Here is a 26,774-nt window from a genome sequence, read left to right as displayed (position 1 = left end):
TTCTCCCCTTTATATCTTGTTGGCTAGAGTTATGCCGTTAGCTCTTTTGACATTTTTGCGCCATGTTTGCGTAATAATTCGAGTGTTTCACGCTCTTCTACCAAAGATTCTGACCAGTCAATTTCATCAAAATCACAATCAAAAAACAGTTGGCTAATTGAAGACAAAATCGTTAGACCCTCTTCATCTCTTGTGTTTGGATCGACTTTTTCATCGAGTAAGCGTTGAACCACAGGTGCGCATGCTGAACTTGCAGCATCCCAAAGCGGACCATAAAACTCTTCCGCATCCCATAAATGAAGATTGGCTTTCGCTTGAATTAATGCTTCTAAAATGTCTTGATAAACTTGTAATTGTTGTTGTTTGTCTGCTTCAGTCAATGGCTGACCTGCTTCATAAGCTTCACAGACATTCTCCCACCACACAAATAAGCCATCACATAAAATAGAGACTGGGAAACCATGTTCAGGATCAATAAAGTTCGGGTCGAGTCCTTCAGCAAGTAAAGATTGCACTTGGTCTAAATCGAGTTTTTGTATGGCTTGCACCAAGGCCTGCTGTTGCTTACTTAACATGACCAATTCTCACAATGTATTTAATGTTTCTATTATGCCGAATATCCCGACAGGATTTTATAAAACAACCTAAAAATCATGTATAAATTTGATATACACAAAAAAAAAGCCCAAAACTGGACTTTTTTTTCGCGTTTATCTTTACGCTTCATCATCAACTTTTACATCGTCATCGACGTCAACATATTCTGGTAAACCACCACGGTGATGGTCTTTTTTCTCATATAAATGTTCCAGGCTGCGTTTTAGTTTATCAATCGCACCATGGATAGATGCATCGATATTTGCCGCCTTGTTTGTCACAGCAACAGGTTTCAGGCCTGCTGGACGAGCTTCGATCATACAACGTTTGTCATGATCGCCCGTTTTCTCCCCATTCTCATCACTAATATGAACCGAAAAATGTGTAATACGCTCGCTATAGCGTTGAAATTCTTGCGTAAGTTCTGCACGGACATAACTAATTAAACGTTCGCTACCTTGAATGTTCTTATCTGTACGGATTTCAATATTCATAAATATCTTCCTCTCTTTTCTATTGAGACGGTGCTACAAAACTTTGTTATCTGGCACACTTTGAGCATGCATTCATTCAGTGCAGTTGTATATTCTGATTATGTAAATGCTTGTGGTCTCCTTGCTTCGCATCTGTTGCTTTTCAGTAGTTAAGAAGATCTTCTATAACTCCAATATCTGACTTTCATAACAAATATGCAAGCTGATTTTTGACATTTTTATTAAAACTTGATCAAAAAGATTTTTAAATTCATTGGCTTTTTTCTTTTGGTCGGCTCTATACAAATCTTTTGAGCATCTGGTCAAATTTGGCTTTATTTTTGCTTAATTCCTTGTATGCTTGACACGCCATTTTTGGGGGGATTTTTTAAATGCAATTGAAGCAACTTGCAGCGACTTGTTTATTGGTATCTACAGCAGCTTTCGTTCAGGCAAAGCCTATTTGGCAAGATTTTAGCCTCACTGGTTTATACGGTGAGAACTATGAAGTTGTCGATGAAAAACAAACGACTTTAACTGTCGAATACGCTGCAAAAGTACAATATGCCGACGTATTCTTCTTTATGGATCGTATGCGTGGTGGTGACGACAACAAAAGTACCTATTTCGAACTTTCTCCTCGTTTGAGCTTAGGCGAAATTTCTGGTCAAAAACTTGCTTTCGGCCCAGTCAAAGATGTGTTGATCTCAACAACATGGGAAAGCAATAGTGCCAATGGCAATAACTTTGACAACTTCTTGTACGGCGTAGGCTTTGATTTAGCAATTCCATATTTCCAATATGCGAATATAAACTTTTACCGTGCCAATAATGAAAAAACTGCTGATGACTATCAAATGACGATTGCCTATGCATTGCCATTTAAAGTATCAACTGAAGATTTCTTGGTCGATGGTTTCCTTGACTGGTCAAGTGCTGCACACGACGGTAACGAGCGTCACGCAAGTGAACTCAACTGGACGACTCAATATAAGTGGAATGTTGGTAAACATATTTCACCTGAAACACGTTTATATTTAGGTATTGAACACTCTGTTTGGAATAACAAATTTGGTATCCAAGGCAGCGACGAAAACAATGTCAGTGCTTTAGTGAAATATCATTTCTAAACAGTCAATCAATTGAAAAACAGCAAGCTTAGTCTTGCTGTTTTTTTTGCAATCACGCATATTCAGAATATGTGAACTTTCATTAATTCATCCATGCCATTCAAACTTAAGCTTGCAGCACATCCTTTGCATTCACCTTATCAAATTCGTTTTGCCACGATAAATGATTTGGAACAGATTCTTACGATTTATAATCATGAAATCCTGATGGGTACAGCCAACTGGAACGATCAAGCTGTTGCTTTAGAACAATATCAACAACGTTTTCAAGACATGCAACAGCAGCAATTCCCAATGATTGTGGTTGAAGACCAACACCATAATAAAGTTGCTGGCTATGCCTACTATGCTGCATTTCGTAGTATCAGCGGCTATCGTCAGAGTATCGAACATTCTGTTTTTGTTGATCCAAGCTACGCACGTCAAGGTCTAGGCAAAGCCTTGATGCAACAACTGATCCATCTCGCGATACAACAAAACATGCATATCATGGTGGCTGCGATTGATAGTGAAAATATGGGTTCAATCGTATTACATCAACAACTTGGTTTTATTCAAACTGGCTATATGCCACAAGTGGGACAAAAATTTGGACAATGGCGTGACTTGGTTTGGATGCAGCTACAACTTTCAACTACTCAATAAAAAAGCCTCTTACGAGGCTTTTATTAAATCGCCACCAATTCCCTTATTCCCTTTTCAGGCATTTCCGCACCTTGCCCCTGTGCGATCACTTGTCCACGCGCCATCACCGTATAGTTATCTGCAAGCTCTTCAGCAAAATCATAAAACTGCTCGACTAAGACAATCGCCATTTCCCCTTGATCTGCTAATTTACGAATCACTCGACCAATGTCTTTGATGATCGAGGGCTGAATCCCCTCAGTCGGTTCATCCAAAATCAAGACTCTTGGCTCCGAAGCCAACGCTCTCGCAATCGCGAGCTGTTGCTGTTGACCACCTGACAAATCTCCACCACGGCGATGCTTCATTTCATCCAAGACAGGAAAAATTTCGTAGAGATGACTCGGTACTTTCCGCGTTTTCGCACCTGAAAATTTCGCCATACCAATTAAGATATTTTCCTCTACGGTTAAAGTTGAAAAAATATCTCGTCCTTGCGGCACGTAAGCCAATCCTGCACGTACTCGTTGCTCAGGGGACATTTTGGCAATATCTTTGCCATCTAGCAAAATCTGCCCTGATTTAATCGGGAGAATCCCCATCAAGCATTTCAGCAACGTGGTTTTACCAACGCCATTCCGTCCTAGAACGACACTGCATTCCCCTACAGGCGCTTGAAAAGACACGTCACGCAGAATATGACTACCACCATAAAACTGGTTAACTTCTTTCACTTCTAACATGGCAGTCTCCTAGCGTCCCAAATACTTTTCAATCACATCTTCATTGGCTTGTACCTCTGCCAATGTGCCCTCTGCCAAAATTGCGCCTTGCGCCAATACCGTAACTTTCTCGCTGATAGTGTCAATAAAGCTCATGTCATGCTCCACGACCACCAGCGTATGATTTTTTTTCAATTCCAAACACAATTCAGCAGTGCGTTCTGTTTCCGCATCAGTCATTCCTGCCACAGGCTCATCCAATAAAATCAGCTTCGGACGTTGCATCAATAACATACCGATTTCTAACCACTGCTTTTGACCATGCGATAATAATCCTGCGGGCTTTTTTACAAATTCCTTTAAGCGAATTTGCTCCAAACTTTCCTCCAGTGCTAACTGTGCTTCTGGATCAAGTCGGCTAAACAAACTTTTTTTCACTCGCTTATCGCGTGGTGCAGCGAGTAGTAAATTTTCCATGACTGTAAAATTTTCAAATACCGTTGGTTTTTGAAATTTTCGTCCAATCCCAGCTTCTGCGATTTCCTCGGTACTCATTTTGGCAAGATCATAGTTTTGTCCAAAAAAAGCAGTGCCCGTGGTTGGACGAGTTTTCCCTGTAATCACATCCATTAATGTGGTTTTCCCCGCACCATTAGGTCCAATGATGCAGCGTAATTCACCCTCAGCGATGTACAGTGATAAATCATTTAACGCACGAAACGAATCAAACCACACACTGACTTTTTCTAAATACAAGGCAATCCCATGACTAAAGTCTGCGCCCTCAGTTTTGGCGCGTCCATAACCCTCGCCGAGTTGACCGCCATGTTGAGCAGAGTCTACGAATAAATCACTCATTTAATTGCTCTCCTTTTTAAAACGGTCAAATAAACCAATCACACCTTTCGGTAAGAAAATCGTCACCACGATAAATAGAGCACCTAAGATCAATAACCATGCTTCTGGTGCTGCAACTGTGAAATAAGTCTTCACAGCATTGATTAAACCTGCACCAAGAATCGGTCCAATCAAGGTACCACGACCACCTGCGGCAACCCACACTGCCATTTCAATCGAGTTGACTGGATTCATTTCACTTGGGTTAATAATGCCCACCTGTGGCACATACAACGCCCCTGCGATACCTGCAATCACTGCCGATAGCACCCATGCTGAAAGCTTGTACCACAGTGTGCGATAGCCCAAATATTGCAAACGGTTTTCACTGTCACGAATCGCGCCAAGCACTCGACCATAAGGACGATTCATCAGTTGACGTAAGCCGATAAAACACAGCATCAAAACCAAAGCAGTGACAAAACATAAAGTGGCACGCATCGGCGCTGAAGTGATATCAAAACCGAGTAAGGTTTTAAAACCCGTGAAGCCATTGTTACCACCAAAACCCGTCTCATTGCGGAAGAACAAGAGTGCCGCTGCAAAGGTCATGGCTTGGGTAATAATTGAGAAATACACACCCTTGATTTTGGAGCGGAAAGCAAAGAAACCAAAAATAAAGGCAACTAATGCAGGCACAGATAAAACCAAGATCATCGCCCAAGCAAAATGCTCAGTGCCCACCCAATACCAAGGGAGTTCTGTCCAACTGAGGAACCGCATGAAATCAGGTAAGCCATCGCCTGCGGATTCACGCATCAAATACATGCCAAAGGCATAACCACCGAGGGCGAAATATAAACCGTGCCCCAAGCTTAAAATCCCCGCATAGCCCCACACTAAATCCAATGCTAAAGCGACCAAAGCCAAGCACATGATTTTGCCAATCAACGTAATCCAATACGCTGACAGATAAAATGTCGAATCAGGGGATAACAGATGTAACCACGGTAAGCTCAATAACACGGCAAAACATACGGCAATCGCAATTGCACTATACGGTTTATCTGCAAATAAAGAAGTGATTTTCATTGGCTTACTCCACGAAACGACCTTTGATGGCAAACAAACCTTGTGGACGCTTTTGGATAAACAAAATCACAAGAACCAAGAGAATAATTTTTGCTAAAACCGCACCTAGACCAATCTCCAAAACTGTACCGCTAATCCCTAAACCTAAGGCTGCAAGTACTGCCCCCCATACTTGACCCACACCACCGACGACAACGACAAGGAAGGCATCAATAATGTAGTTTTGCCCGAGATCAGGGCCGACATTGCCGACTTGTGCTAACGCACAACCTGCCAATCCAGCTAAGCCTGAACCTAAGCCAAATGCCAGCATGTCGATACGTGCAGAACGAATGCCCACGGCACGCGCCATTTGACGGTTTTGTGTCACAGCACGGATAAATAATCCGAAACGGGTTTTATTTAATAAGAAAACTAAAAGCAGTAAGACCGCCACAGTAAAACCAATAATCGCAATACGGTTATATGGCAACATCAAGCTTGGCGTCAGGGCAATACCACCACTGAGCCATGCGACATTCGACACTTCAACATTCTGTGCACCAAAGATCATGCGAACCGATTGCATCAAGATTAAGCTCACCCCAAAGGTTGCCAATAATGTTTCTAGTTGGCGACCATACAACGGGCGAATCACAGTACGTTCAATCAACATACCGATCAACGCACTCACCAGAAATGCAGCAGGAATCGCAGCCAATAAATACCAATCAACCAAGCCTGCAAAGTGCGTTTTAAAAAAACTTTGAATGACGTAAGTGGTATAAGCACCGATCATGATGAGTTCACCATGTGCCATATTGATGACACCAAGCAAACCATAGGTGATTGCAAGACCAAGCGCTGCTAAAAGTAAAATACTAGCGGTACTGAGACCTGAAAATACATGCCCTGACCATTCACTGATTTGAATGCGCGTTTTAATTTTATTTTGTGCTTCAAGCAAAGCTGCTTTTAATGCAGGATTACTTTGTGGCTGTTGTAAGCTTTGGTTAATCAATGCGAATACATCGGGACGATTCGAATCCCCTAAAACTTTTACTGCTTCGATCTTAGTAAACTCATCTGAGCTATTAAAATCTAAACGTGCTTTCAGTTGTGCCAAACGTGCTTTAACCGCTTCACTTTTTTCATTGAGATAGAGTTGTTTGATCGTTGATACATCGAGCTCATCTAAATTATTTTCTAAAATGTCCACCGCAGCTAAACGTTGTGCTGCATCGTCTGAATTGAGTTTAACTTTGGCTTGTCCAAAGTTCAGTGCCTTACGTAAAGTATTGACCAGCGTCACTTGAGATAAATCTGAGGGCCAAGTGTCGATGGCTTGCAATTGCGGATAACTTAATAGTTTTTCATCGTTTTTTAAAATGTAAGTATGACCTGAACTATCGGTATATAACTCATTTTGATCAATATACGCGACCAATTGATCGAGTTGCTCAATACTGGCTGGCCATTGATTCAACATGGCACGGCGAGTAGCAAAGTCAGATTTAACAAAAGTTTGGATGGCATCCTGAGAAGTTGTAGACGTCACGGTTGTTGGTGAGGTAACTTCTGCCCATGCAGGATTAAACATGATCTGTGCCATGATGCAGAGCATTGCCAAAACATAGTGTTTCGCCATAAGACTCCCCCTTATATTTTCTATTTAAACCAATCAATCAGAAATAAAACTAAGAAAAACCTGCTGCCAAAACAGCAGGTTGCATGGAACAATTATTTAGGAATATATGGGCTCCAAGGCTCAGCTTTGATGGTTTGAGGCGTTTTATAAACCACATCAAATTGACCATCACCACGGATTTGTCCGATCATCACAGGTTTATGTAAATGGTGATTGGTTTCATCCATTTTGAGGGTATAACCTGATGGCGCAGCAAAAGTTTGACCTGCCATCGCATCACGAACTTTATCAACGTCCGTTGTACCTGCTTTTTCAACCGCTTGTTTCCACATATTGATACCAACATAAGTCGCTTCCATCGGATCATTGGTCACAACTTTATCGGCATTTGGAAGTTTGTACTCCACCGCATATTGCTTGAATTTATTCACAAACTCGGTGTTTTTCGGATTTTTAACTGACATGAAATAGTTCCATGCCGCTAAATGACCCACCAATGGTTTGGTATCAATTCCACGTAATTCTTCTTCGCCAACTGAGAAAGCCATCACTGGAATATCAGCAGCTTTAATACCTTGGTTACCTAACTCACGATAGAAAGGAACATTGGAATCGCCATTAATGGTGGAGATCACCGCAGTCTTTTTACCTGCGGAGAATTTCTTGATATTGGCAACAATAGTTTGGTAGTTGCTATGACCAAATGGCGTGTACTCTTCCATGATGTCTGCATCGGCAACACCTTTAGACTTCAGGAAAGCACGCAGGATTTTATTGGTGGTGCGTGGGTAGACGTAATCTGTACCGAGTAAAACAAAACGTTGTGCTTTACCCCCCTCATCACCCATTAAATATTCCACCGCAGGAATGGCTTGCTGATTCGGTGCTGCACCTGTATAGAAAATATTTTTAGACTGTTCCTGACCTTCATATTGCACTGGATAGAACAATAAACCATTTAACTCTTCAACCACAGGAAGAACCGACTTACGCGATACTGATGTCCAGCAACCGAAAATAACGGCAACTTTGTCCTGAGTAATTAACTGACGTGCTTTTTCAGCAAATAGCGGCCAATCTGATGCTGGGTCAACAATGACAGGTTCGAGTTTTTTACCCATCACCCCGCCATTGGCATTGATTTCATTAATGGTCATCAATGCAGTATCTTTCAGAGAGGTCTCAGAAATTGCCATCGTGCCAGAGAGTGAATGTAAAATCCCCACCTTAATGGTGTCACCACTTGCGGCTGGTGCTGCCGCCTTGGTTTCTGTTTTTGCTGCTTCTGTTTTTTCGGCTGGTTTAGAACAACCGACCAGTCCTACCCCCATCATCGCTGCCATAAGAACGGACATTGACATTAATTTGTTTTGCATCTTTGTTCTCCACAGATTGATCTTTTGATTTTTACTGAGTGGAGTTATTCAATTTTTATGCCAACAATTTAAGCTATTGTTTTATTTTAATATTTATTAAATAAAATAAATAAGAATCCAATCTTGTATACAACATTGCATACAAAAAGAACGAGATGAACTAAAATGATGCAGATTAATTTATCCTAAATATGGCTAGACCCTAGATAAAGAAAAGCCAAGCATGCAAGCTTGGCTGACTCATCCATTTAACTAATCGTTTAAACCACAATATCCGCTAAATTACCTTTCTGTTCTAACCAATGCTTACGATCACTCGAACGTTTTTTTGCCAGCAATTTATCTAATAACCCTGCGGTAAAATGCGCATCATCCAAATCAAGTTGGACTAAACGGCGCGTATTTGGGTCCATTGTGGTTTCACGCAATTGACTCGCATTCATCTCACCCAATCCTTTAAATCGAGTGATTTGCGGATTTTTATTACCTTTCACTTTTTTCAAAATGCTTTCGAGTTCACTATCATCTAGCGCATAATAAACATCTTTACCAATATCAATACGATACAGTGGTGGCATTGCGACAAACAAATGACCATCTTCAACTAAAGTCGGGAAATGTTTCACAAACAAGGCACAGAGTAATGTCGCGATATGTAGACCATCAGAATCTGCGTCGGCAAGAATACAGATTTTGCCATAACGTAATTCAGATAGATCATCGCTACCCGGATCAACCCCTATGGCAATCGCAATATCATGTACCTCTTGAGAAGCGAGCACCTCATCCGAAGATACTTCCCATGTATTTAGAATTTTTCCACGAATCGGCATAATCGCTTGGAAATTCTTGTCACGCGCTTGTTTAGCACTTCCACCTGCCGAATCCCCTTCGACAATAAACAACTCACTGTCTTCACGCGTTAAACCGACACAATCAGCCAGTTTTCCGGGTAACGCAGGACCAGAGACGATCTTTTTACGCTCCACTTTTTTCGCTGCTTTTAAGCGACGCCCAGCTTTAGCAATTGCCATTTCAGCTAACTGCGTTGCAATCTCAGCATGTTGGTTTAACCATAAAGCAAAGGCATCTTTGGCAATATTCAGCACAATATTGGAGGCTTCACGACTGGATAAACGCTCTTTGGTCTGCCCCGAAAATTGCGGTTCTTGGAATTTCAGCGATAGAATGAAATTGACCCCATCCCAAACATCTTCTGCCGAAAGTTTCATATTACGTGGTAATAAATTACGTAATTCACAGAACTCGCGTAGAGCCTCCGTGACCCCTGAACGCAATCCATTGACATGCGTACCACCTTGCGCGGTTGGAATCAGGTTGACGTAGCTTTCCTGAATCTGCTCACCCCCCTCGACATTCCAACAGATCGCAAATTCACACGCGGCTCGCTCTGCTTGTCCACTACTGACAAATGCAGGATCAGGTAAAATCTCTCGACCCTCAAGTTCATCCATTAAATAGTCGACTAGACCATTTTCAAACTGCCATTCAATTTTTTCATTATTGATTTTATCGTCATAAATAATTTTTAAGCCCGCCGCTAAAACGGCTTTAGCTTTCAAATTATGCTTCAATGCTTTTAGTGCAAATTTTGGACTATCAAAGTATTTTGCTTCTGGCCAAAAGCGAACGGTTGTTCCTGTCGCACGTTTCGCAACTTTACCTTCTAACACCGATAATGGTGCAACAGGTTCACCTTGTTCAAACGCCATTTGATACAAGTTACCTTGGCGTTGTACCGCAACCTCAACGCGTGTTGATAAAGCATTCACGACAGAAATACCGACACCATGTAAACCACCAGAAAATTGATAATTATCGGTACTGAATTTTCCGCCTGCATGTAATTTGGTCAAAATAATTTCGATACCACTTTGTCCATATTCAGGATGAATATCGACTGGCATACCTCGTCCATTATCTTCGACTGACAATGAACCATCTTCATAGACCGTGACACAAATTTGATTGGCATGTCCTGCAAGTGCTTCATCCACCGCATTGTCAATCACCTCTTGCGCCAAATGGTTTGGACGTGAGGTATCGGTATACATACCGGGACGACGACGAACAGGATCTAAACCTGAAAGAACTTCAAGGGATTGTGCCGTGTATTGTGTCACTGGGTCTGACTTCCTTATTAGAGGGCTGTCGATAAAAATCGGAGTACGAAAGGTAATTTTTCTTCAAAATCATCCATTGCATGATTACCATCAGCGTCGGTTAAAATCAATGCAGATGGCTGTGCTGCATTATAATAACGTTGTGCTTGACGATAATCCAAGACTTCGTCACCTCGTTGCAACAGTACAAGAATTTTATCAGCATGCTTTAACTTCGTGTCAGCAATTGATTGTAATTGCTGCAATTGGTCGGCATCGAGTGTCCATGAATCAGTGACTTTGAGTGGGATTTGTTCAATCCCGAATAAATCTTCGAATAACTGCCATGGTTGCATAGCAGGATTAATCAGTACAGCAGGGCATCCATATTTTGCGACAAGATATGTCGCATAGAATCCCCCTAAGCTACTTCCAACCAATCTCACTTGATCGAGTGGTAAACTTTCAATCAGCTTAGAAACATCTCTTAAAACGTGTTCAGGCGGTTTATTCAAATCAGGTAAATGCACATCAGCATGCTCAACATTTGTGCAATATTGTTCTAATTGTTGCCCCTTTTTTGACATGGGGCTGCTTTGAAAGCCATGTAAATAAATAATTAGCATACGCACCATAATAGACAACAGCTTGACTTATTATCAAATAAATCACATTATTTAGGTTAATAGATAAATAAATAACAATATAAATTACATTTAAGCTTGATATTGTCTGACACAAAAAACGATAGTGCGCTCCGTTCATCAGTATTCTAAAAAAATTACTTATGAAACACATAAGATATAAGCGTTTGTTGTAGTTTATCTAAAGAATATTAAGTCAATTACTTCAAACCTTCGGTATATATCAAGGATGGGGAAATCAATATGCCAAGTTTAACGCCTCTGCATGAAACCTACTGCAAATGGGACAGTACACCCCCGAGTCAGGCAGATGTTTTGGAAGGTTTGGCGCAAGTTGTGAGCACCAGCTTAAGTGGTGTTCACGAATTGGTGCAATTAGTGCAAACAGAAGTGTTACGGACAACACTTGGTTTAAGCGCACAAAAAGCTAAAAAATTACAGAAACTTCCACAGTTACAAAAATTTTATCAATTTTCTTATGACACATTACAGAAGTACGGTAGCAATTTTCTTGCACCAAGTTTACGTCATATTATTGAAAAATTCCCTGTGCTGCATGATAAACCCCTGACACCAACACTGCATTTCGTGGTGGGTGCATTAAACGGGATTTTTGGAGACTTTTTCTTAAAACAACACAACCCAATGGCTTTACCTATGGTGCTTTATGATCATTATGGATCATTACAACAAGGTGAATTAACTGGTCGTATTGTCATTCTTACACATGGTCTGTGTATGAATCATCTCAGCTGGTCAAATAGCCGTTATGGTGGAATTGGTGAACGTCTGCTTGCGCAACGGGACAACAACACCATGTTATATCTGAACTACAATACAGGGCGTCGTATTTCTGCAAATGGTCGAAGCTTTGCCAATGTACTTGAAGATTTAGTACAACGGAATCCAAGAATCACCAGCATTGATTTAATCGGACATAGTATGGGTGGCTTGGTTTCTCGTAGTGCCCTATTTTATGGCAAACAGAATCTCTATCAATGGGTGCATATGGTTGAGAATTTAGTTTGTATTGGTTCGCCACATCATGGTGCGGCGCTAGAACGCTTTGGTTTTATTTTGCAAGATAAATTGGGCGCGTTCCCTTTTATTAGCTTAATTGGTCAACTGATCAACATTCGTAGTAATGGTATTTTAGATTTGCGTCATGGCAGTGTTCGAGATGACGATTGGGAACATAATAATGCACGTATTGGCTTTGCTGATGATAATCGTAAACCTGCACCATTACCCTCTCATATCAATACCTTCTTAATCGCAGGTACTTTAGAATTTGAGAAATTGCGTAATAAAGCACTCTCTGTCATTGGCGATTATTTGGTCAGTGTGGAAAGTGCGCTAGGTGAACATCAAAATCCACGCTTCCAACTTAAATTACCAGAAACCCATAAAGCCGTATTCTATGGTTTAAACCATTTTGAAATTCAGTACCATTCGAGTGTTGCTGAACAGATTACACGTTGGTTATATCCCGATGTTGACGAAGTCGTTGAGGAAGGTATCCAAACACATTTAATCAATGTTCCGAATAATTATACTTTTGATGATTTAGATGGCATCGTAGAAACCTGATGTCAGTCTTCTTGATCTAAAAAAAAAGCCAACGTATCGTTGGCTTTTTTATTATTTAGCAACACTATAATGTCTAAACAACTGCCACAAACATACCAATAAGATCAAACTAAAATACAGCAACGACCACACGGGTAGAGATTGTCCTAAGAAAGTCCAATCTATTACTGCACATTCGCCTGAACCTGAAAGCACTTCCTGAAATACCGCTTTCATTGGCAATGCATCAACTAAATAGTCCAAGCCTGGACCACAACTTGGCACCTTATCAGGTGGTAAATGCTGTAGCCAAACATGACGAGATGCAACGCCCACTGACCAACCGATGGATAAGGTTGCTAATAGTGCATAAAAACGTTTAAAACCATTTGAAATCGGATTATGAATAAATGCGACTAAGGCAATCAATCCCATTCCAATTAAGCCAATACGTTGGAAAATACACAGTGGGCAAGGCTCTAAACCTTGCACATGTTCTAAATACAACGCAAACGAGATACCAATAATACTCGTTAGTACCAATAATGCACTAACTAAGCGGTAAGTCCATCGCATGGGAAGTCCTCTAAAATTTTAACGGTATTGCGCAAGATATTGTTCAAAGCTGATGTCGTTATCTTGTTCAAGTTGCGCCTGTTTTTGCAACGATGTTTGCGCTAATTCTGCAAAATATTGTTCTCTTTCTGCACTCAGCTGATGTTGCTCATAACGATTGACATGTTGTTGAGCCATGACACTCCCAAAGCTCCATGTCCCACCATGATCCAAAGTATCTTTAATCACATGCGCGGAAAGCGTATTTTCAACATGATCTAAACGCTGCTGCATCACTTGGATTGCCTCAGAATATAACTGTGAACCATCCATTTGATCTAACAAAGTAGCGCAGTCTTGAATCGCATTTAAATGACGTTGTGCCCAATCATGCAGTGAAACTATTGTTTCACCATCTATAATTTTAGCATCTACTGCACGTCCACGATTGACCACTTCAGTTTGATTATGATCAATCTGTTCCTGTTCATCGGCAAATAAATCAGGACTGTCATTTAATACACAATACAATGCTAAACTTTCAAGAAAACCCGCTGAAATTTCATCAATTCCAATCGCACTATAAGGGTTCACATCTACGGCACGTAATTCTACATAGCCAACACCACGATTCTTCAAAGCTTGTGATGGGGTTTCACCTGCTTGTGGTACTTGTTTCGGACGAACTAGACTGTAGTATTCATTTTCGATTTGGAGCACGTGATCATTGATTTGAATCGGCTCACCCTGTTTATCATTTAAACCTAAATCGGTAAATTCAGGATAAGGGGTATGTACCGCTTTCTGTAATCCATCAAGATAATCGTGTAGATCGTTATAATGGATGCCCAATTCTTTTTGTGCTGAATTTTGGTATCCCAAGCGCCCCATGCGTAAGGCAGTTGCTTCAGGTAAATAGAGAGTGCCCTTGACCAGTGGCTGTAGATGATGTTCACGGCCTGTTAGGAAACAGCGGCAGACCGATGGGCTTGCACCCAACAAATACATCACTAAAGGGGTAAGTCGGATAAAGTTTCGAATCAGGCCAAAATAACGATGGCTACGATAATCCTGCAAACTGAGTTGTTTTAATTCTGGCTTGGTTTCATGTTGTTGCAATACTGCAAACAATTGATCAGGAAAAGATAAATTGTAATGCACGCCAGAAATGGTTTGCATACGGCGGCCATAACGTACACCTAAACCATGACGGTATAAGGTTTTAAAGCGGCCAATATTAGAAGTGCCGTACTGTGCTAATCGAATATTTTCTTCATTATCATCCAACATACACGGCATGGACAGTGGCCATAATCTTTCGCCTTCTTCTAGCTGCTGATGTACCACGCTATGAATATCTCTTAATTCATCTAATGCAGCCGCGATGGTTGTTTTCGGTGTAGTAATAAACTCCATCAATGCTTCTGAATAATCTGTCGTAATATGCGGATGTGTTAGTGCAGAACCTAAAGCTTCTGGATGATTTTTTTGTGATAAAAATCCATTGCTTTGCATACGTAAACTTTCGCGTTCAATACCGCGTAGCATCCCCTTTAATAGCGAAGCATCTACACAAGTCGGTATCACAGAGGAAGAATGTATGCTGGGTTGATTCATAATTTATATGCTCGCTTATTTAAGATCAGCCAACCACATAAATGGTCGCGACTTGGTTATTCTGCCAATTATAACGACAATTGTGATCTAGTCATCTGATTTAGTTTGGCAATTTTTATCACAATCTTGTTATATAAGACATGCTGAAATTGTGATTTTATTAAAAATAAATCTTCCCATGAGCACTGAACTATGCAAGCAGAGGATATTCTTAATTTTTGGTTTAATCCTGAACACCGTTCACTTTGGTTTGCCAAAAGTGATGAATTTGATGCAAAAATTCGCGACCAATTTCAAATAATTCACCATCAAGCAATCCAAGCAGAGCTTTGGTCTTGGCGACACACACCAGAAGGTCGTTTAGCCGAAATCATTGTGTTGGATCAATTTTCTCGCAACTTATATCGTGATCAAGCGCAAGCTTTTGCCTATGACAACATGGCATTGATGCTTGCTCAAGAAGCAATTAGTTTACAACTCGATGCTCAACTGAATCCCGAACAACGCTCATTTTTATATATGCCATTTATGCATAGTGAATCTAAATTAATGCACGAGTTTGCTTTAAAACTGTTCCAACGTTTAGGGAACGAAATTAATTTGAGCTTTGAAAAAAAGCATAAAGTGATTATTGACCGTTTTGGGCGTTATCCACATCGTAATGCCATCTTAGGTCGAAGCTCGACACCTGAAGAACTGACCTTTTTAACACAACCAAATAGCAGCTTTTAAGTCTTTCGTCTCCTGAGACATTGAACATAGGAATTGCAAAATGAAATCTTTATTCATATGTGCCCCTCTCCTTGTTACATTAACACTGGCAGGATGTGTAACTGTTCCATCAAAACCCAAAACCTTCGATCAACTGGGTCAATTCACCGCTTATCCATTGAATAACAAAACTTACCGTATTGGTTTCCAAGCAGATAATAATTTGAGTTATGGTACGGCAGAGGAAATTACTTTACTCAAAGCCGCACAAACTACAGTCAAAAACGGTTTCCGTTATTTTACTGTTGTTGATGATCCGAGTAACGCACGACATAAAACGCAACGCCAAGCTGTGATTTATCCGACACCCTCTTATTACCCATATGGTTATTATCGCCGACATCCTGCCTTTTGGCCTGACCCATTCTATGATATGCCTCAAGTGGTCAATCTTGATCCAATCCAAGTGTCGTATACTATCGAGTGTTTTCAGACTCAGCAGCAATCACCTGATGCTTTTGATGCGCAACTCATTTTGCAATCATTAGGGCAAAAATACGGATTGAGTCCAACAGGAGACGTGTTGCAGCCCCCTGTACTACCTCAAAACAAAAAGTAAATTGATAAGGATGACTCAATGAATTCAGTCGAAGAAATCCACGTACCGAGCCTGCAAAGAAGTAAGTACTTCGCCACTATGGCATTGATCATTGCGGTTGTAGCATGGATTGGCTTAATGGTCGCGGCGCATTTTTTACCTGAATATAAATGGGTCATTCATATTTTTATGTTAGGTGCGGAAGCAGGTGTAGTTGGTGGGCTGGCTGATTGGTACGCTGTCACTGTACTTTTCCGCAATCCTTTTGGAAAAATGCCTTTACCCAAACTATTGCGTGACCATACCGAAATCATTCCACGGAATAAAGCGCGTATTGCAGAATCAATGGGCCGCTTTGTACAAGAAAACTTTTTATCTCCTCAAATCGTTGAACGCAGTTTAAAAAATGCTGACCTCAGTTTGGCCGTCGGTCAATGGCTAGCCAACCCTCAAAATAACCAACAAGTCGTACAGATGATTCAACATACTGTACCGAAAATTTTTGAATTTGTGAGCCAAGATCAAATTGCCTACTTTGTGCAAAACAATAGTGTACAATGGGTACGCAGTACCAAAATCAATAATCTCGCCAGTGAAATGTTACGTGCTGTTTTGGAAAATGACTTCCATCAAGACGTATTACAACGCGGTCTTGATTTAGCGCATGAGTGGATGGTCTCTCATCCTGAAAAGGCACGAGATCTATCACGTAAACTGTTCCAAGAATTAGGTGTTTGGAAACTAGCCAAAGGCGCAAGCTGGATTGGGATTGATGTGCAACAACGGACAATTGACTCACTGATTGAAAAAGTTGAATCCATGCTGGCCAACCCTGAACATCCGTGGCGGCAGGACATTGAAACCACCACGCATAATCTAATGTTACAGCTTGCGGACAGCAACAGTGAAGCCAGCAAGCGCTTAAATCAGAGCAAGGATGATGTGCTGGACAGTCCGCAGGTGCTGAACTTTATTAGTGGTGCTGTGGCAATTTTATGTGATGCGATTAAAACAGATTTAATGCAGGAACATTCAGGCATTGCCACCAATTTACGAGCAGCTCTTCAACAATTGGGTGAAAGTCTGATTCAGAATGAAAAAGTCCGTCAGGTTCTGAATGAGAAAATGGTCGGCTTAGCGACGAATTTCAGTGAGCAATACAGCGACAAGATCATCCGTTATATCAGCGAACGTATCCACGAGTGGGATTCACGCGAAATGATCGCCAAAATCGAGAGTGAGGTGGGTGGTGATTTACACATGATCCGCGTCAACGGTGTGATTGTCGGTGCTTTTATTGGTTTAGCACTCGGTATCATTCGTGCCATTGTTGAAAATGTTTTATAAATAGCAACAGAACGATGGGGGAATTTGCTCCTCATCGTTATGCAGATTGCGCCAGTTGCTGTTTACTTTCTTGATAATAACGAATCAAAGTATCTGTATCTTGTTTTAAAAATGCAGTTAGATAGGCTTTCACTTGTACCAATGAAAGTTGTTTAAAATGAACTTTTTCTTTCGCCTGTCGTGTAACCAATCCAAACATTTGTTTTTTAGCAACAACTACAGGAATGTCTGTCTTGACAATAAAGTTAAGTTCCTGAGATGACCCATAGGTATTCAATACGATTTCGATCGTCTGTTCTGTCTTTTCATCGGTAATGGTAAACGTTGGGCTAGCACCATCAAGCTGCAGCCAACGGCTTAATTGTTTTTTCCAGCCCATTTTATCAAAAAGAGTTAATACCCCAATGGTATTCAGTGCCTCAAGCTGCTCTACATCTTTTAAATCAATATGATGTGGGTAGCGTATTTTTAGATCGAAACTGTCCATTACTCTATGTCCCATTTCACGATAATTGGTATTTAATTGAACCCCTCGATAGAAATTATAGCGCTTTACAGCAGCAACTAAAATAGCGTATCACAATGAAAAATAACAAATTTTTTAGACAATTTTCAATAAAAAATGACCAATTCCGTCACTATTGTTTTTATTCAGACACAATTACCTGATTTTTCCTGACATAAGACACCTTTTTCAGTCGATTAACGGTAAAATTCAACCTTTACCTTAATCACAATAACTTGGTCAGGCATCACTTTTCACTATACAATCACGGCAAAACAAAACGTCAATCAGGTTAAAAACAATGTTGCAGCTTCAGTCAAAACTTCCAAGCCAAGGCGTGACTATTTTTAGCGTGATGACTGAACTCGCACAACGACTGAATGCACTGAATCTGTCTCAAGGCTTCCCCGATTTCCCTGCTCCACCTGCATTGCTTGAAGCGCTGAGCCAAGCCACGCTTTCAGGTTATAACCAATACCCTGCGGGAGATGGTGTTTTAGTCCTCAGAGAACAACTGGCCAAACAGTTTTTACAGCGAGATCAACTGCAACTCGATCCTGTCACCGAAATTACTATTACCCCTGGCGCAACCATTGCGATTTTTTGTGCCATTCAAGCCTGTATCCATGCAGATGATGAAGTTATTATTTTTGACCCGAGCTATGACAGCTATGCCCCTGCAGTACAACTGGCAGGGGGGAAATCCGTTCATATCCATTTAGAAGCACCAACATTTCAGGTGAATTGGCAAAAAGTTAAAGATTGTATCAATGCAAAAACTCGCATGATTATCGTCAATACACCGCATAATCCGACTGGTGCGATTTGGTCAGAACAAGACTGGCATCAACTGATTGAACTCATTCAAGATAAAAATATCGTTGTGCTCTCTGATGAGGTCTATGAACATCTCATTTTTGATGGACAAAAACATTTTAGTGCACTGCAATTCCCCGAATTACGTGAACGCAGTTATGTAATCGGTTCTTTTGGAAAAAGTTATCATGTCACAGGTTGGAAAACGGGTTATTGCGTTGCAGCACCACATTTAATGCGTTTGTTTCGTCAAATATATCAATTTGCCAATTTTTGCGGAACCACACCTTGCCAAATAGCATTAGCGAACTATATGCAGCAACATCCTGAGCATGTTCAGGAACTCCCGAACTTTTATCAGACAAAACGGGATCTTTTTAATACCCAGATTCAAAACTCACGTTTCCAATTTATTGCATCACAAGGCACTTATTTCCAAAATCTCGATTACAGTGCGATTCGCCCTGACTTGAATGATGTGGAAATGTGCCAATTCCTCGCAGAGCAACACAAAATTGTCGCGATTCCTATTTCCGTTTTTTATCAACAAGCGCCCGAGTCACTACGCCTGATTCGATTCTGCTTTGCCAAAACTGATCAGACTTTACAACGTGCAGGAGCAATCCTTGCAGAGTGTTGATCAACAAAAATAAACCGAACAATCATGACGTCAATATGACCGATGATGGTATGGTGGAAAAAGAAAAAATAGAAACGTTTCTGGGCGAAGCGTGAAGGAAATAGAATGACACCCCGCCAACCTTTGGTCATGCAACCCAATCTCTGGAAAACATTTTTTGTTTTTCTGGTTCCCTTGATTGCCACCAACATTTTACAGAACTTATCAGGAACGATTAATACCATCTTTGTCGGTCAAATGATGGGAGTAGATGCGATTGCTGCAGTGTCTGTATTCTTCCCAATTCTTTTCTTTTTATTGGCATTTGTGATCGGGATCTCCGCGGGAACGACTGTACTGATTGGACAGGCATGGGGTGCCCAGAATCTTGAGAAAGTGCGCTGTGTGATTGGTTCCACCCTGTTCATGACCCTGATTGGCGGTAGTGTGATTGCGGTTTTAGGTTGGAGCTTTGCCGAGCAGATTTTGCAATTATTAGGTACAGATCCTAAAGTCATGCACCTCTCTCTGCCCTATGTTCGATGGATGCTGGTGGGTAGTCCATTATTGTTTGTCTATATTATTTATACTTCGATTTTACGCGGTGTCGGTGATAGTGTTACCCCTCTAATTGCATTGAGCCTAACCAGTCTGATTGGTTTGGCGGTAACACCTGTTTTGCTCAAAGGCTATTTTGGATTCCCTGCTCTGGGCATTGTCGCGCCTGCTGTTGCAACAATCATGGGATATGCCGCAGTCCTTATTTTTCTGAGCTTCTATCTCAATTATAAGAACCATCCACTGAAAATAGATGCCCGTCTATTGAAAAGTATTCGTCACGATAGCAACCTAAGCAAACTAATCTTAAAGCTTGGTATCCCAACAGGCATCCAAATGGTGACAACTTCATTGGCAGGCTTAGTCATTATTGGTTTGGTTAATCATTATGGTGCACACGCGACCGCAGCATATGGTGCAGTGAACCAAGTACTCAACTATATTCAATTTCCAGCCCTCTCTATTTCAATTGCGGCTTCTATTTTTGCCGCTCAAGCGATTGGTGCAGGCAAACCCGAACTATTAGCCAAAGTCACACGAACCGCTTTGGGAATGAATGTCATATTTACTGGTAGTTTGATCACTTTGGCTTACTTATTTTCCAAATATTTAATGGCTCTATTTATTACCGATCACAGCGTCATTGAACTTGGGCAGCAGCTCTTATTTATTGTGTTATGGTCAATTTTATTCTTCGGTGCGAGTGCTATTTTTGCTTCAATCATGCGGGCTAGTGGAACCGTCAATGTTCCCATGATGATTAATATTCTCACTATTATTCTAATTGAAGTCCCTTGTGCCTATTGGTTTAGTTCGTTATGGGGCTTAACGGGCATTTGGACTGCTTATGCACTTTCTTTTGTCTGCTTATGCATATTACAAGCCTCTTATTATCAGTTCGTTTGGAAGAAAACCAAGATCAAAGTCCTTATTTAAAAATTTCTTTGATCCTCAAATAAAAAAGCCATTCTCTAAGAATGGCTTTTTTATGCTTGCAACTTACATCATTTTCGTTGCAATCGCTGCAAGACGTTGATAACCCGTTGGGAATAAACGCTGGAAAGAATCCACAATACGCGCATCTGTACCGATCAGCAGACGGCGTTTATCTTTCAATACTGCATTTAAAATCTGACGTGCAGCTTCTTCTGGCGGTGTACGTAAGAATTTATCAAACTGCTTGATTGACTTGTTCGGGTCCATACCCAAGCTCTTTAAACTGTCATTCATTTTCGCCGCTTTTGCGATATTGGTACGGATACCACCTGGGTGTACACAAAGAGAACTTACGCCACTCTTTTCAATATCAAGTTCTTGACGTAATGATTCAGTAAAACCACGTACCGCAAATTTTGTTGCATTGTATGCGGATTGTGTTGGTTGCGAAGTTAAACCAAAAATACTTGAGATATTGATGATATGACCATCTTTGGTTTGCTTAATGAATGGTAAAAATTCTTTGGTGCCGTAAACCACGCCCCAAAAGTTAATGCCTACAATCCATTCCAAATCTTCATAACTTGCGCCTTCAACAGTTGAGCCAAGTGCCACACCTGCGTTATTAAAAATCATATTCACTGAGCCATGATCTTGAACAGTTTCTTGCGCCCATTGCTTCACCGCTGCACGGTTTGAAACATCAAGAACTTTGGTCGTTACTTTGATTGGATTTTGTTTTACCAACTCAACAGTTTGCGCTAATCCTTTCTCATTGATATCACTCAATGACAAATGGCAACCTTGTTTAGCCAATAAAATTGCCAATTGCTGTCCAATCCCAGAACCTGCACCTGTGATCGCTGCGACTTTATTTTTAAAATTTTTCATTGCCTATCCTTTGTATTTCGAATGATATGCACACATTTGTCTTGATCATGTGCAGTTTAAGCTATAACCAATATAATTTTGACAATACGTGTTGTCAATATAGTACACTACAGCTTTAAGACAAATGGCAATAACCAACATATTGCTTGTCATATTAGGTCTATTTACATTTCATGACGTAAGATGTTTAGACACGATGAAATAAGTTTTACGAAATTTAGTTATTATAAATTCGCAAGACTTGTTTAAAATGCAAATAAATCTTAGACATACGATTTAAAGACTTTTTAGGGAACGGTTTTTCCATGGCAACAGAAGATCTAGCGACACGCAAGAAAAATAATATCGAAGCGAAAGAGCGTCAGTTTAAAGGTCTCTCTTTAACTGAACGCAAAGAAGCTCGCCGCGAAAAATTGATTGAAGCAGGCATTGCGACCTATGGTACACAGGGTTTTTTTTCGGTCACTGTCAAAGATGTCTGTAATGAAGCCAAGCTGACTGAGCGTTATTTTTATGAATCATTTAAGAAAAGTGAGGAGCTTTTCCAAACGGTATTCTTAAAAATGATTGGCAAAATGCAAAATTGTTTAACCCAAGCTGTGCTCATGGCTGCACCTGAACCTAAGAATATGGTCACGGCAGGTTTATCCGCATTATTAAGTACAATTAAAGATGACCCTCGTATGGCACGAATTATTTATATCGATGCCATGTTGGTTCAAGACCTGCATAATCAAGCCACGATTCAGGAAACCTTGACCCAATTTGATCGTATTATTCAAGCATTCATGATGATTACCATGCCAAATGCACCCCAAAGTGGTGAAGAAGTTTCATTAATGGCAACAGGTTTAAATGGATATGTGACGCATATTATTATTCGTTGGGTTTCCGAAGGTTTTAAACAGCCTTTAGAAGATGTGTTATCTGCTTGTTGTGCTGTGTTTTTATCATTTATTGAAACCACCTCACAAAAAAATTAAAATCGTTTTACAGTTTTGTGACGAACAAAATAAAAAGGTTTCGATGGTATTAAAAAAATGAATTCATTTATTTTATTTGCAAACAACTTGTCATTATTTGGTCACTACTCTGCCTTAGAATTGTCACAATTTATTGCTAAATTCGACTTTATTAACTCTTTTGCAATGATATTGTCATAATTAATCTTTGTAATAAGCCTGTCATAACAACAAAACGGTTCACCGTTACAGATTTTAAGGGTATTGCGCAGTGAAAGATGACTATATTTTAATTGTCGATGATGAGCTACCGATCCGCGAAATGATCCATACCTCTTTGGATATGGCAGGCTTCCAATGTTTACAAGCTGAGGATGCAAAACAAGCGCATCAGATTATCGTCGATCAGCGTCCTGCTCTTATTTTGCTGGATTGGATGCTACCGGGTGGTGTCAGTGGTGTAGATCTATGCCGTCGTCTCAAACGTGATGAAAACTTAGCTGAAATTCCTGTCATCATGCTGACAGCACGTGGTGAAGAAGACCATAAAGTGCAAGGGCTAGATGCGGGTGCAGATGATTACATGACCAAACCATTCTCTACACGTGAATTGGTTTCTCGTATCAAAGCTGTATTGCGTCGTGCAAATGCACTCAGTGGCGAAAAAGTCATTGATGCTAATGGCTTAATGCTTGATCCAGTCAGTCAGCGTGTGAGCTTTGGTAACAGTATTCTCGATATGGGTCCAACCGAATATCGTTTATTGGCTTTCTTTATGACGCACCCTGAACGTGCGTATACACGTGCACAATTACTGGATCAAGTTTGGGGCGGTAATGTCTATATCGAAGATCGTACCATTGACGTGCATATCCGACGTTTACGCAAAGTCTTAGAACCTTTTGGCGTAGATCGTTTTGTACAAACAGTACGTGGCACAGGCTATCGTTTTTCTACACGAGCTGATTTAGCAGCAGGTTAAAATCCTTTATGTATGAACCTTATCCCGTCCCTGAACTGGCACGTGAACATCAACGTTTCCGTCACAGCAATTTATGGACGTTTGCAAAACAAGATCTAAGACTGCTACTTTTTTTCTTATTGATTGCGAGCTTAATTGGATTCGGGGTTGGATACTTTTGGAGCTGTATTTTTGTCGCGTTTGTCGTTTTTTTTATACTCCAACTGCGCTCACTGTATTTAGTCAATGAGTGGATCTCAAATCGTCCCTATGATGTTCCCCCAAATCTAAGCGGTATTTGGGGTGCATTATTATTTAATGTCTATCGAGCGCAGCGACAAGAACGTATCGTTCAAGCCGAAATGGTAGGTTTGATTGATCGTGCTCAATCATCTCTGGTTGCATTGGCGGAAGCTGTCGTTTTGATTGATGACCAACATCAGATTGAATGGTGGAACCCCGCTGCCGAAAAGTTATTAGGTATCAATCCTTTGGATCGCGGACGTAATTTACTGGCTATTTTGCGTCAACCCAGCTTTATTGAATATTTTAATCATATCGATCAAGCACCTGATGGTATCCGTTTACAGGCTCAAATGGACGAAGACCGATATGTGCAAGTCAAGTTAACTCGTTTTGGTGGTGAAAGCCGCTTATTGGTGGCATATGACACTACTCGCGTACATAATCTTGAACAAATGCGTAAAGACTTCGTGGACAACATTTCTCATGAATTACGTACACCGCTCACCGTATTGAGTGGTTATATCGAAACATTTATCGATCAAGATGACATTACTCCTCGCTGGAAACGCGCTTTCACTCAAATGCAATCACAAACCAAACGCATGAATGCATTGGTGAATGATTTATTGCTTTTATCCAATTTAGAGAACAATAAAAAAGTTGCTAAAAATCAAATTATTGACATGGCAAATTTGATGAATCAATTATTTGATGATGCGCGTGCTTATAATCTCGATTATGGTCATACTTTAAATTTAGATATCGACAGTCATTGTGATTTAATCGGCTCTGATATGGAAATTGCCAGTGCGTTTAGTAATTTAATCACCAATGCAATTAAATACACACCGAAAGGTGGCATTATTACGATTGGCTGGCATGAAGATGGCGATCACGCTTACTTTACCGTACAAGATAATGGGATTGGCATTAATCCAAAACATCTACCCCGTTTAACTGAGCGCTTCTATCGTGTTGACAGCGCACGTAGCCGTCAGACAGGGGGGACAGGTTTAGGCTTAGCAATTGTCAAACATGTGTTAATGCAACATGGCGCCCATTTAGAAATTAGCTCCAAAGAAAACGAAGGCTCAACCTTTACCGCTGTCTTTCCCAAAGAACGTTTGTATCGTATAGGTTAAAATAGAGGGAGCTAAAATTGCTCCCTAAATATTTGATATTACAATTTAATTACAATAATAATATAATAATATTTTGATTAATTTCACCGCTCACACATTTCTCTTTAGACGTAATATATTTTATGAATTCTCATTTCTTTCGTAGTTTCGCCTTTCTCCTAGGCTTAAGTAGTTCATTTTCAGCAATCGCCATGCCTACTGATCCATTGATCGGTACTTGGAAAGTGGTAGATGAACGGAGTGGTTCTTATCTATCTGATATTGTGATCAGACGTAATTCTAAAACTGAACAATACAGTGCTGTCATTGTGAAAATGTACCCTCAAGGCAAAGAGGCGATTCCTACACTATGCACCCCTTGTACTGGTGCTTTAAAAAATCAGCCGATTATTGGTATGGAAGTACTGAGTAATCTTAAAATGCTGAATCTAAATGAAGAGTTTGGACAAGGTGTATGGATCAATCCTTATGATGGATATAAATATACTTTGAATGCGCGTTTAAGCAAAACAGGTAAAATGCTCACAATAAATGCGAAAAACCCGAATAATAATACGTTTAGAAATATGACGTGGATTCGTCTCTAAATTTGAAATCTTTCCTTCAAATTAGATTAAAAATCCATCAAAAAGAGCGTATATAAATACGCTCTTTTTTCAAATAATTCTTTGATTTTGAGATCAATAACACATAGATAAAAATACATTTCAAATGAAGGAATGACTTAAACAGATACAGGTTTCGACTCTACCAAATGACTGGGTAAATCAAAAATATGGTCGAAAAGATAATTATAAACAAAGGTATAACAAGGTATCAGAACCATCAGGCTTAAATCTAACAAAAATGCTTTTATTAAACTGATCTGCATGATCCTAGACAAGTTATTGTGGCGAGTAAACATTATGCTTTACCCGATCCACGCATTCTGGTTTCTGAAACTTATTGGATGACTGATAATTTGTCGATGGCAATTCAGATGGTCGAGCAAGGATTGGGCTGGGGAAATTTTCCCCTTTCTGTTGTGAAAGCGCATTTTAACCAGCAAAGTTTAGTTCGTTTAGCATTTAGTGATACGACCAATCGGTTAGATATGCCAATTCATGCGATTTGGCCAAGCTACAAACCGCTCAGCCAATCTCTGCAATTTCTTATTGAGTTTTGGGCAAAACAAATTCAAATCGAATAAAAAAAAGCCCGACATCCTGTCGGGCTTTTTCGTATTTCGCACTTTAGGTATAACTCCTGTTCTACCTCACGTCCTGATGCTCAAACTTATCATTCTTGTTTTATGTTTTGGAACTTCCTGTTCCTGATGAGTTGATATTAGGTGATTTGGATCGGTACGAATATGGGTCATTGACTGGAATTGGTGTAAGAAAAAACGTACAGATACGATTAGAGCTCGGCAAAACATATCAAAATTTCTTAGAGAGAATATAATTTTTTTCAAATCGACCTCTCTACAGGCTATTGAGATTTAAAAAACGAATAGG

General features: G+C 40.3%; 25 protein-coding genes and 2 pseudogenes. 13 read left to right on the top strand and 14 right to left on the bottom strand.

Annotation, left to right across the window (positions count from 1 at the left end):
* Window positions 1-29: 29 nt before the first annotated feature.
* Together CDG55_RS01695 and CDG55_RS01690 are read right to left on the bottom strand one after the other, a co-directional pair.
* Window positions 30-575 (bottom strand): ankyrin repeat domain-containing protein, encoded by a 546-nt coding sequence (locus CDG55_RS01695; RefSeq protein WP_005156927.1) that lies wholly within the window; start codon window positions 573-575, stop codon window positions 30-32.
* A 141-nt stretch (window positions 576-716) separates the two neighbouring features.
* Entirely contained in the window at window positions 717-1,091 is a 375-nt protein-coding gene (locus CDG55_RS01690; RefSeq protein WP_087537244.1) for an HPF/RaiA family ribosome-associated protein, read from the bottom strand.
* Window positions 1,092-1,462: 371 nt separating this feature from the next.
* Here CDG55_RS01690 and CDG55_RS01685 point away from each other — a divergent pair, with 371 nt between their 5' ends.
* Together CDG55_RS01685 and CDG55_RS01680 are read left to right on the top strand one after the other, a co-directional pair.
* On the top strand, window positions 1,463-2,200 hold the full coding sequence (locus tag CDG55_RS01685; protein WP_087537245.1) for an outer membrane protein OmpK: 738 nt from the start codon (window positions 1,463-1,465) through the stop codon (window positions 2,198-2,200).
* Between the two features lie 93 nt (window positions 2,201-2,293).
* The gene (locus CDG55_RS01680; protein WP_087537246.1) at window positions 2,294-2,845 is read left to right on the top strand and encodes a GNAT family N-acetyltransferase; all 552 of its coding nucleotides are present in this window, start codon (window positions 2,294-2,296) and stop codon (window positions 2,843-2,845) included.
* Window positions 2,846-2,868: 23 nt separating this feature from the next.
* Here CDG55_RS01680 and urtE read toward each other — a convergent pair whose 3' ends face one another.
* From urtE to CDG55_RS01645, 7 genes are all read right to left on the bottom strand, one after another.
* Window positions 2,869-3,567, bottom strand: a complete 699-nt coding sequence (gene urtE / locus CDG55_RS01675) for an urea ABC transporter ATP-binding subunit UrtE (protein ID WP_087537247.1) — start codon at window positions 3,565-3,567, stop codon at window positions 2,869-2,871.
* Window positions 3,568-3,576: 9 nt separating this feature from the next.
* A complete protein-coding gene (gene urtD / locus CDG55_RS01670) occupies window positions 3,577-4,404 on the bottom strand; it encodes an urea ABC transporter ATP-binding protein UrtD (protein ID WP_004951221.1) in 828 nt (275 codons plus the stop codon).
* Window positions 4,405-5,475 carry an urea ABC transporter permease subunit UrtC gene (gene urtC / locus CDG55_RS01665; protein ID WP_087537248.1) on the bottom strand — a complete coding sequence of 357 codons (1,071 nt, stop codon included), beginning with the start codon at window positions 5,473-5,475 and terminating at the stop codon, window positions 4,405-4,407.
* 4 nt (window positions 5,476-5,479) lie between these two features.
* Entirely contained in the window at window positions 5,480-7,102 is a 1,623-nt protein-coding gene (urtB, locus tag CDG55_RS01660; protein WP_087537249.1) for an urea ABC transporter permease subunit UrtB, read from the bottom strand.
* A gap of 92 nt (window positions 7,103-7,194) precedes the next feature.
* Complete coding sequence (urtA, locus tag CDG55_RS01655) at window positions 7,195-8,478, bottom strand: urea ABC transporter substrate-binding protein (protein WP_087537250.1); 1,284 nt, start codon at window positions 8,476-8,478, stop codon at window positions 7,195-7,197.
* 260 nt (window positions 8,479-8,738) lie between these two features.
* Entirely contained in the window at window positions 8,739-10,622 is a 1,884-nt protein-coding gene (parE, locus tag CDG55_RS01650; RefSeq protein WP_087537251.1) for a DNA topoisomerase IV subunit B, read from the bottom strand.
* A gap of 17 nt (window positions 10,623-10,639) precedes the next feature.
* Window positions 10,640-11,227 carry a YqiA/YcfP family alpha/beta fold hydrolase gene (locus tag CDG55_RS01645; protein WP_087537252.1) on the bottom strand — a complete coding sequence of 196 codons (588 nt, stop codon included), beginning with the start codon at window positions 11,225-11,227 and terminating at the stop codon, window positions 10,640-10,642.
* A gap of 261 nt (window positions 11,228-11,488) precedes the next feature.
* On the opposite strand from CDG55_RS01645, the gene CDG55_RS01635 reads away from it, so the two are divergent.
* Window positions 11,489-12,835, top strand: a complete 1,347-nt coding sequence (locus CDG55_RS01635) for a hypothetical protein (RefSeq protein WP_087537253.1) — start codon at window positions 11,489-11,491, stop codon at window positions 12,833-12,835.
* Between the two features lie 51 nt (window positions 12,836-12,886).
* Here CDG55_RS01635 and CDG55_RS01630 read toward each other — a convergent pair whose 3' ends face one another.
* A complete protein-coding gene (locus CDG55_RS01630; protein WP_087537254.1) occupies window positions 12,887-13,390 on the bottom strand; it encodes a disulfide bond formation protein B in 504 nt (167 codons plus the stop codon).
* An 18-nt stretch (window positions 13,391-13,408) separates the two neighbouring features.
* The gene (gshA, locus tag CDG55_RS01625) at window positions 13,409-14,986 is read right to left on the bottom strand and encodes a glutamate--cysteine ligase (protein ID WP_087537255.1); all 1,578 of its coding nucleotides are present in this window, start codon (window positions 14,984-14,986) and stop codon (window positions 13,409-13,411) included.
* A gap of 192 nt (window positions 14,987-15,178) precedes the next feature.
* Here gshA and CDG55_RS01620 point away from each other — a divergent pair, with 192 nt between their 5' ends.
* Genes CDG55_RS01620 through CDG55_RS01610 form a run of 3 tightly spaced genes read left to right on the top strand, consistent with a single transcriptional unit; the run spans window position 15,179 to window position 17,642 of the window.
* Window positions 15,179-15,718 carry a DUF924 family protein gene (locus CDG55_RS01620; RefSeq protein WP_087537256.1) on the top strand — a complete coding sequence of 180 codons (540 nt, stop codon included), beginning with the start codon at window positions 15,179-15,181 and terminating at the stop codon, window positions 15,716-15,718.
* 40 nt (window positions 15,719-15,758) lie between these two features.
* Window positions 15,759-16,316, top strand: coding sequence for a CC0125/CC1285 family lipoprotein (locus tag CDG55_RS01615; protein ID WP_087537257.1), 558 nt, complete (start codon window positions 15,759-15,761; stop codon window positions 16,314-16,316).
* An 18-nt stretch (window positions 16,317-16,334) separates the two neighbouring features.
* On the top strand, window positions 16,335-17,642 hold the full coding sequence (locus tag CDG55_RS01610; RefSeq protein WP_087537258.1) for a DUF445 domain-containing protein: 1,308 nt from the start codon (window positions 16,335-16,337) through the stop codon (window positions 17,640-17,642).
* Between the two features lie 37 nt (window positions 17,643-17,679).
* On the opposite strand, the gene CDG55_RS01605 is transcribed toward CDG55_RS01610, so the two are convergent.
* A complete protein-coding gene (locus tag CDG55_RS01605; RefSeq protein WP_087537259.1) occupies window positions 17,680-18,129 on the bottom strand; it encodes a hypothetical protein in 450 nt (149 codons plus the stop codon).
* Window positions 18,130-18,448: 319 nt separating this feature from the next.
* Here CDG55_RS01605 and CDG55_RS01600 point away from each other — a divergent pair, with 319 nt between their 5' ends.
* Window positions 18,449-19,603, top strand: a complete 1,155-nt coding sequence (locus CDG55_RS01600) for a methionine aminotransferase (protein ID WP_087537260.1) — start codon at window positions 18,449-18,451, stop codon at window positions 19,601-19,603.
* Between the two features lie 105 nt (window positions 19,604-19,708).
* Window positions 19,709-21,076, top strand: coding sequence for an MATE family efflux transporter (locus CDG55_RS01595; protein ID WP_087537261.1), 1,368 nt, complete (start codon window positions 19,709-19,711; stop codon window positions 21,074-21,076).
* 63 nt (window positions 21,077-21,139) lie between these two features.
* Here CDG55_RS01595 and CDG55_RS01590 read toward each other — a convergent pair whose 3' ends face one another.
* Window positions 21,140-21,967, bottom strand: a complete 828-nt coding sequence (locus CDG55_RS01590; protein WP_087537262.1) for an SDR family NAD(P)-dependent oxidoreductase — start codon at window positions 21,965-21,967, stop codon at window positions 21,140-21,142.
* 305 nt (window positions 21,968-22,272) lie between these two features.
* Here CDG55_RS01590 and CDG55_RS01585 point away from each other — a divergent pair, with 305 nt between their 5' ends.
* The 4 genes from CDG55_RS01585 (at window position 22,273) to CDG55_RS01570 (ending at window position 25,865) form a co-directional block, all read left to right on the top strand.
* Complete coding sequence (locus CDG55_RS01585; protein WP_087537263.1) at window positions 22,273-22,950, top strand: TetR/AcrR family transcriptional regulator; 678 nt, start codon at window positions 22,273-22,275, stop codon at window positions 22,948-22,950.
* 250 nt (window positions 22,951-23,200) lie between these two features.
* Complete coding sequence (phoB, locus tag CDG55_RS01580) at window positions 23,201-23,911, top strand: phosphate regulon transcriptional regulator PhoB (RefSeq protein WP_004659793.1); 711 nt, start codon at window positions 23,201-23,203, stop codon at window positions 23,909-23,911.
* Window positions 23,912-23,919: 8 nt separating this feature from the next.
* On the top strand, window positions 23,920-25,278 hold the full coding sequence (gene phoR, locus CDG55_RS01575; RefSeq protein WP_004659791.1) for a phosphate regulon sensor histidine kinase PhoR: 1,359 nt from the start codon (window positions 23,920-23,922) through the stop codon (window positions 25,276-25,278).
* 122 nt (window positions 25,279-25,400) lie between these two features.
* Window positions 25,401-25,865 (top strand): DUF2147 domain-containing protein, encoded by a 465-nt coding sequence (locus CDG55_RS01570; protein WP_005156997.1) that lies wholly within the window; start codon window positions 25,401-25,403, stop codon window positions 25,863-25,865.
* Window positions 25,866-26,002: 137 nt separating this feature from the next.
* On the opposite strand, the pseudogene CDG55_RS01565 reads toward CDG55_RS01570, so the two are convergent.
* Window positions 26,003-26,149, bottom strand: a pseudogene (locus CDG55_RS01565) (chlorhexidine efflux transporter); the annotation flags it as partial.
* Between CDG55_RS01565 and CDG55_RS01560 the strand changes: the two are divergent.
* Window positions 26,138-26,467 (top strand): annotated as a pseudogene (locus CDG55_RS01560) (LysR substrate-binding domain-containing protein); the annotation flags it as partial. The pseudogenes CDG55_RS01565 and CDG55_RS01560 sit on opposite strands and share 12 nt — an antisense overlap.
* Window positions 26,468-26,774 lie beyond the last annotated feature (307 nt).

This window comes from Acinetobacter sp. WCHA45 (genome assembly GCF_002165255.2).
In the GTDB taxonomy this organism is placed as follows: Bacteria; Pseudomonadota; Gammaproteobacteria; order Pseudomonadales; family Moraxellaceae; genus Acinetobacter.
The sequence above is the reverse complement of the archived record's forward strand: the minus strand, read 5'-3'. Positions and strand labels throughout refer to the sequence as shown.

Excerpts from the sequence above, each read along its gene's own strand:
- CDG55_RS01695 (WP_005156927.1), bottom strand. The coding sequence starts at position 575 with ATGTTAAGTAAGCAACAGCAGGCCTTGGTGCAAGCCATACAAAAACTC.
- CDG55_RS01690 (WP_087537244.1), bottom strand. The coding sequence starts at position 1,091 with ATGAATATTGAAATCCGTACAGATAAGAACATTCAAGGTAGCGAACGT.
- CDG55_RS01685 (WP_087537245.1), top strand. The coding sequence starts at position 1,463 with ATGCAATTGAAGCAACTTGCAGCGACTTGTTTATTGGTATCTACAGCA.
- CDG55_RS01680 (WP_087537246.1), top strand. The coding sequence starts at position 2,294 with ATGCCATTCAAACTTAAGCTTGCAGCACATCCTTTGCATTCACCTTAT.
- urtE (WP_087537247.1), bottom strand. The coding sequence starts at position 3,567 with ATGTTAGAAGTGAAAGAAGTTAACCAGTTTTATGGTGGTAGTCATATT.
- urtD (WP_004951221.1), bottom strand. The coding sequence starts at position 4,404 with ATGAGTGATTTATTCGTAGACTCTGCTCAACATGGCGGTCAACTCGGC.
- urtC (WP_087537248.1), bottom strand. The coding sequence starts at position 5,475 with ATGAAAATCACTTCTTTATTTGCAGATAAACCGTATAGTGCAATTGCG.
- urtB (WP_087537249.1), bottom strand. The coding sequence starts at position 7,102 with ATGGCGAAACACTATGTTTTGGCAATGCTCTGCATCATGGCACAGATC.
- urtA (WP_087537250.1), bottom strand. The coding sequence starts at position 8,478 with ATGCAAAACAAATTAATGTCAATGTCCGTTCTTATGGCAGCGATGATG.
- CDG55_RS01645 (WP_087537252.1), bottom strand. The coding sequence starts at position 11,227 with ATGCTAATTATTTATTTACATGGCTTTCAAAGCAGCCCCATGTCAAAA.
- CDG55_RS01635 (WP_087537253.1), top strand. The coding sequence starts at position 11,489 with ATGCCAAGTTTAACGCCTCTGCATGAAACCTACTGCAAATGGGACAGT.
- CDG55_RS01630 (WP_087537254.1), bottom strand. The coding sequence starts at position 13,390 with ATGCGATGGACTTACCGCTTAGTTAGTGCATTATTGGTACTAACGAGT.
- gshA (WP_087537255.1), bottom strand. The coding sequence starts at position 14,986 with ATGAATCAACCCAGCATACATTCTTCCTCTGTGATACCGACTTGTGTA.
- CDG55_RS01620 (WP_087537256.1), top strand. The coding sequence starts at position 15,179 with ATGCAAGCAGAGGATATTCTTAATTTTTGGTTTAATCCTGAACACCGT.
- CDG55_RS01615 (WP_087537257.1), top strand. The coding sequence starts at position 15,759 with ATGAAATCTTTATTCATATGTGCCCCTCTCCTTGTTACATTAACACTG.
- CDG55_RS01610 (WP_087537258.1), top strand. The coding sequence starts at position 16,335 with ATGAATTCAGTCGAAGAAATCCACGTACCGAGCCTGCAAAGAAGTAAG.
- CDG55_RS01605 (WP_087537259.1), bottom strand. The coding sequence starts at position 18,129 with ATGGACAGTTTCGATCTAAAAATACGCTACCCACATCATATTGATTTA.
- CDG55_RS01600 (WP_087537260.1), top strand. The coding sequence starts at position 18,449 with ATGTTGCAGCTTCAGTCAAAACTTCCAAGCCAAGGCGTGACTATTTTT.
- CDG55_RS01595 (WP_087537261.1), top strand. The coding sequence starts at position 19,709 with ATGACACCCCGCCAACCTTTGGTCATGCAACCCAATCTCTGGAAAACA.
- CDG55_RS01590 (WP_087537262.1), bottom strand. The coding sequence starts at position 21,967 with ATGAAAAATTTTAAAAATAAAGTCGCAGCGATCACAGGTGCAGGTTCT.
- CDG55_RS01585 (WP_087537263.1), top strand. The coding sequence starts at position 22,273 with ATGGCAACAGAAGATCTAGCGACACGCAAGAAAAATAATATCGAAGCG.
- phoR (WP_004659791.1), top strand. The coding sequence starts at position 23,920 with ATGTATGAACCTTATCCCGTCCCTGAACTGGCACGTGAACATCAACGT.
- CDG55_RS01570 (WP_005156997.1), top strand. The coding sequence starts at position 25,401 with ATGAATTCTCATTTCTTTCGTAGTTTCGCCTTTCTCCTAGGCTTAAGT.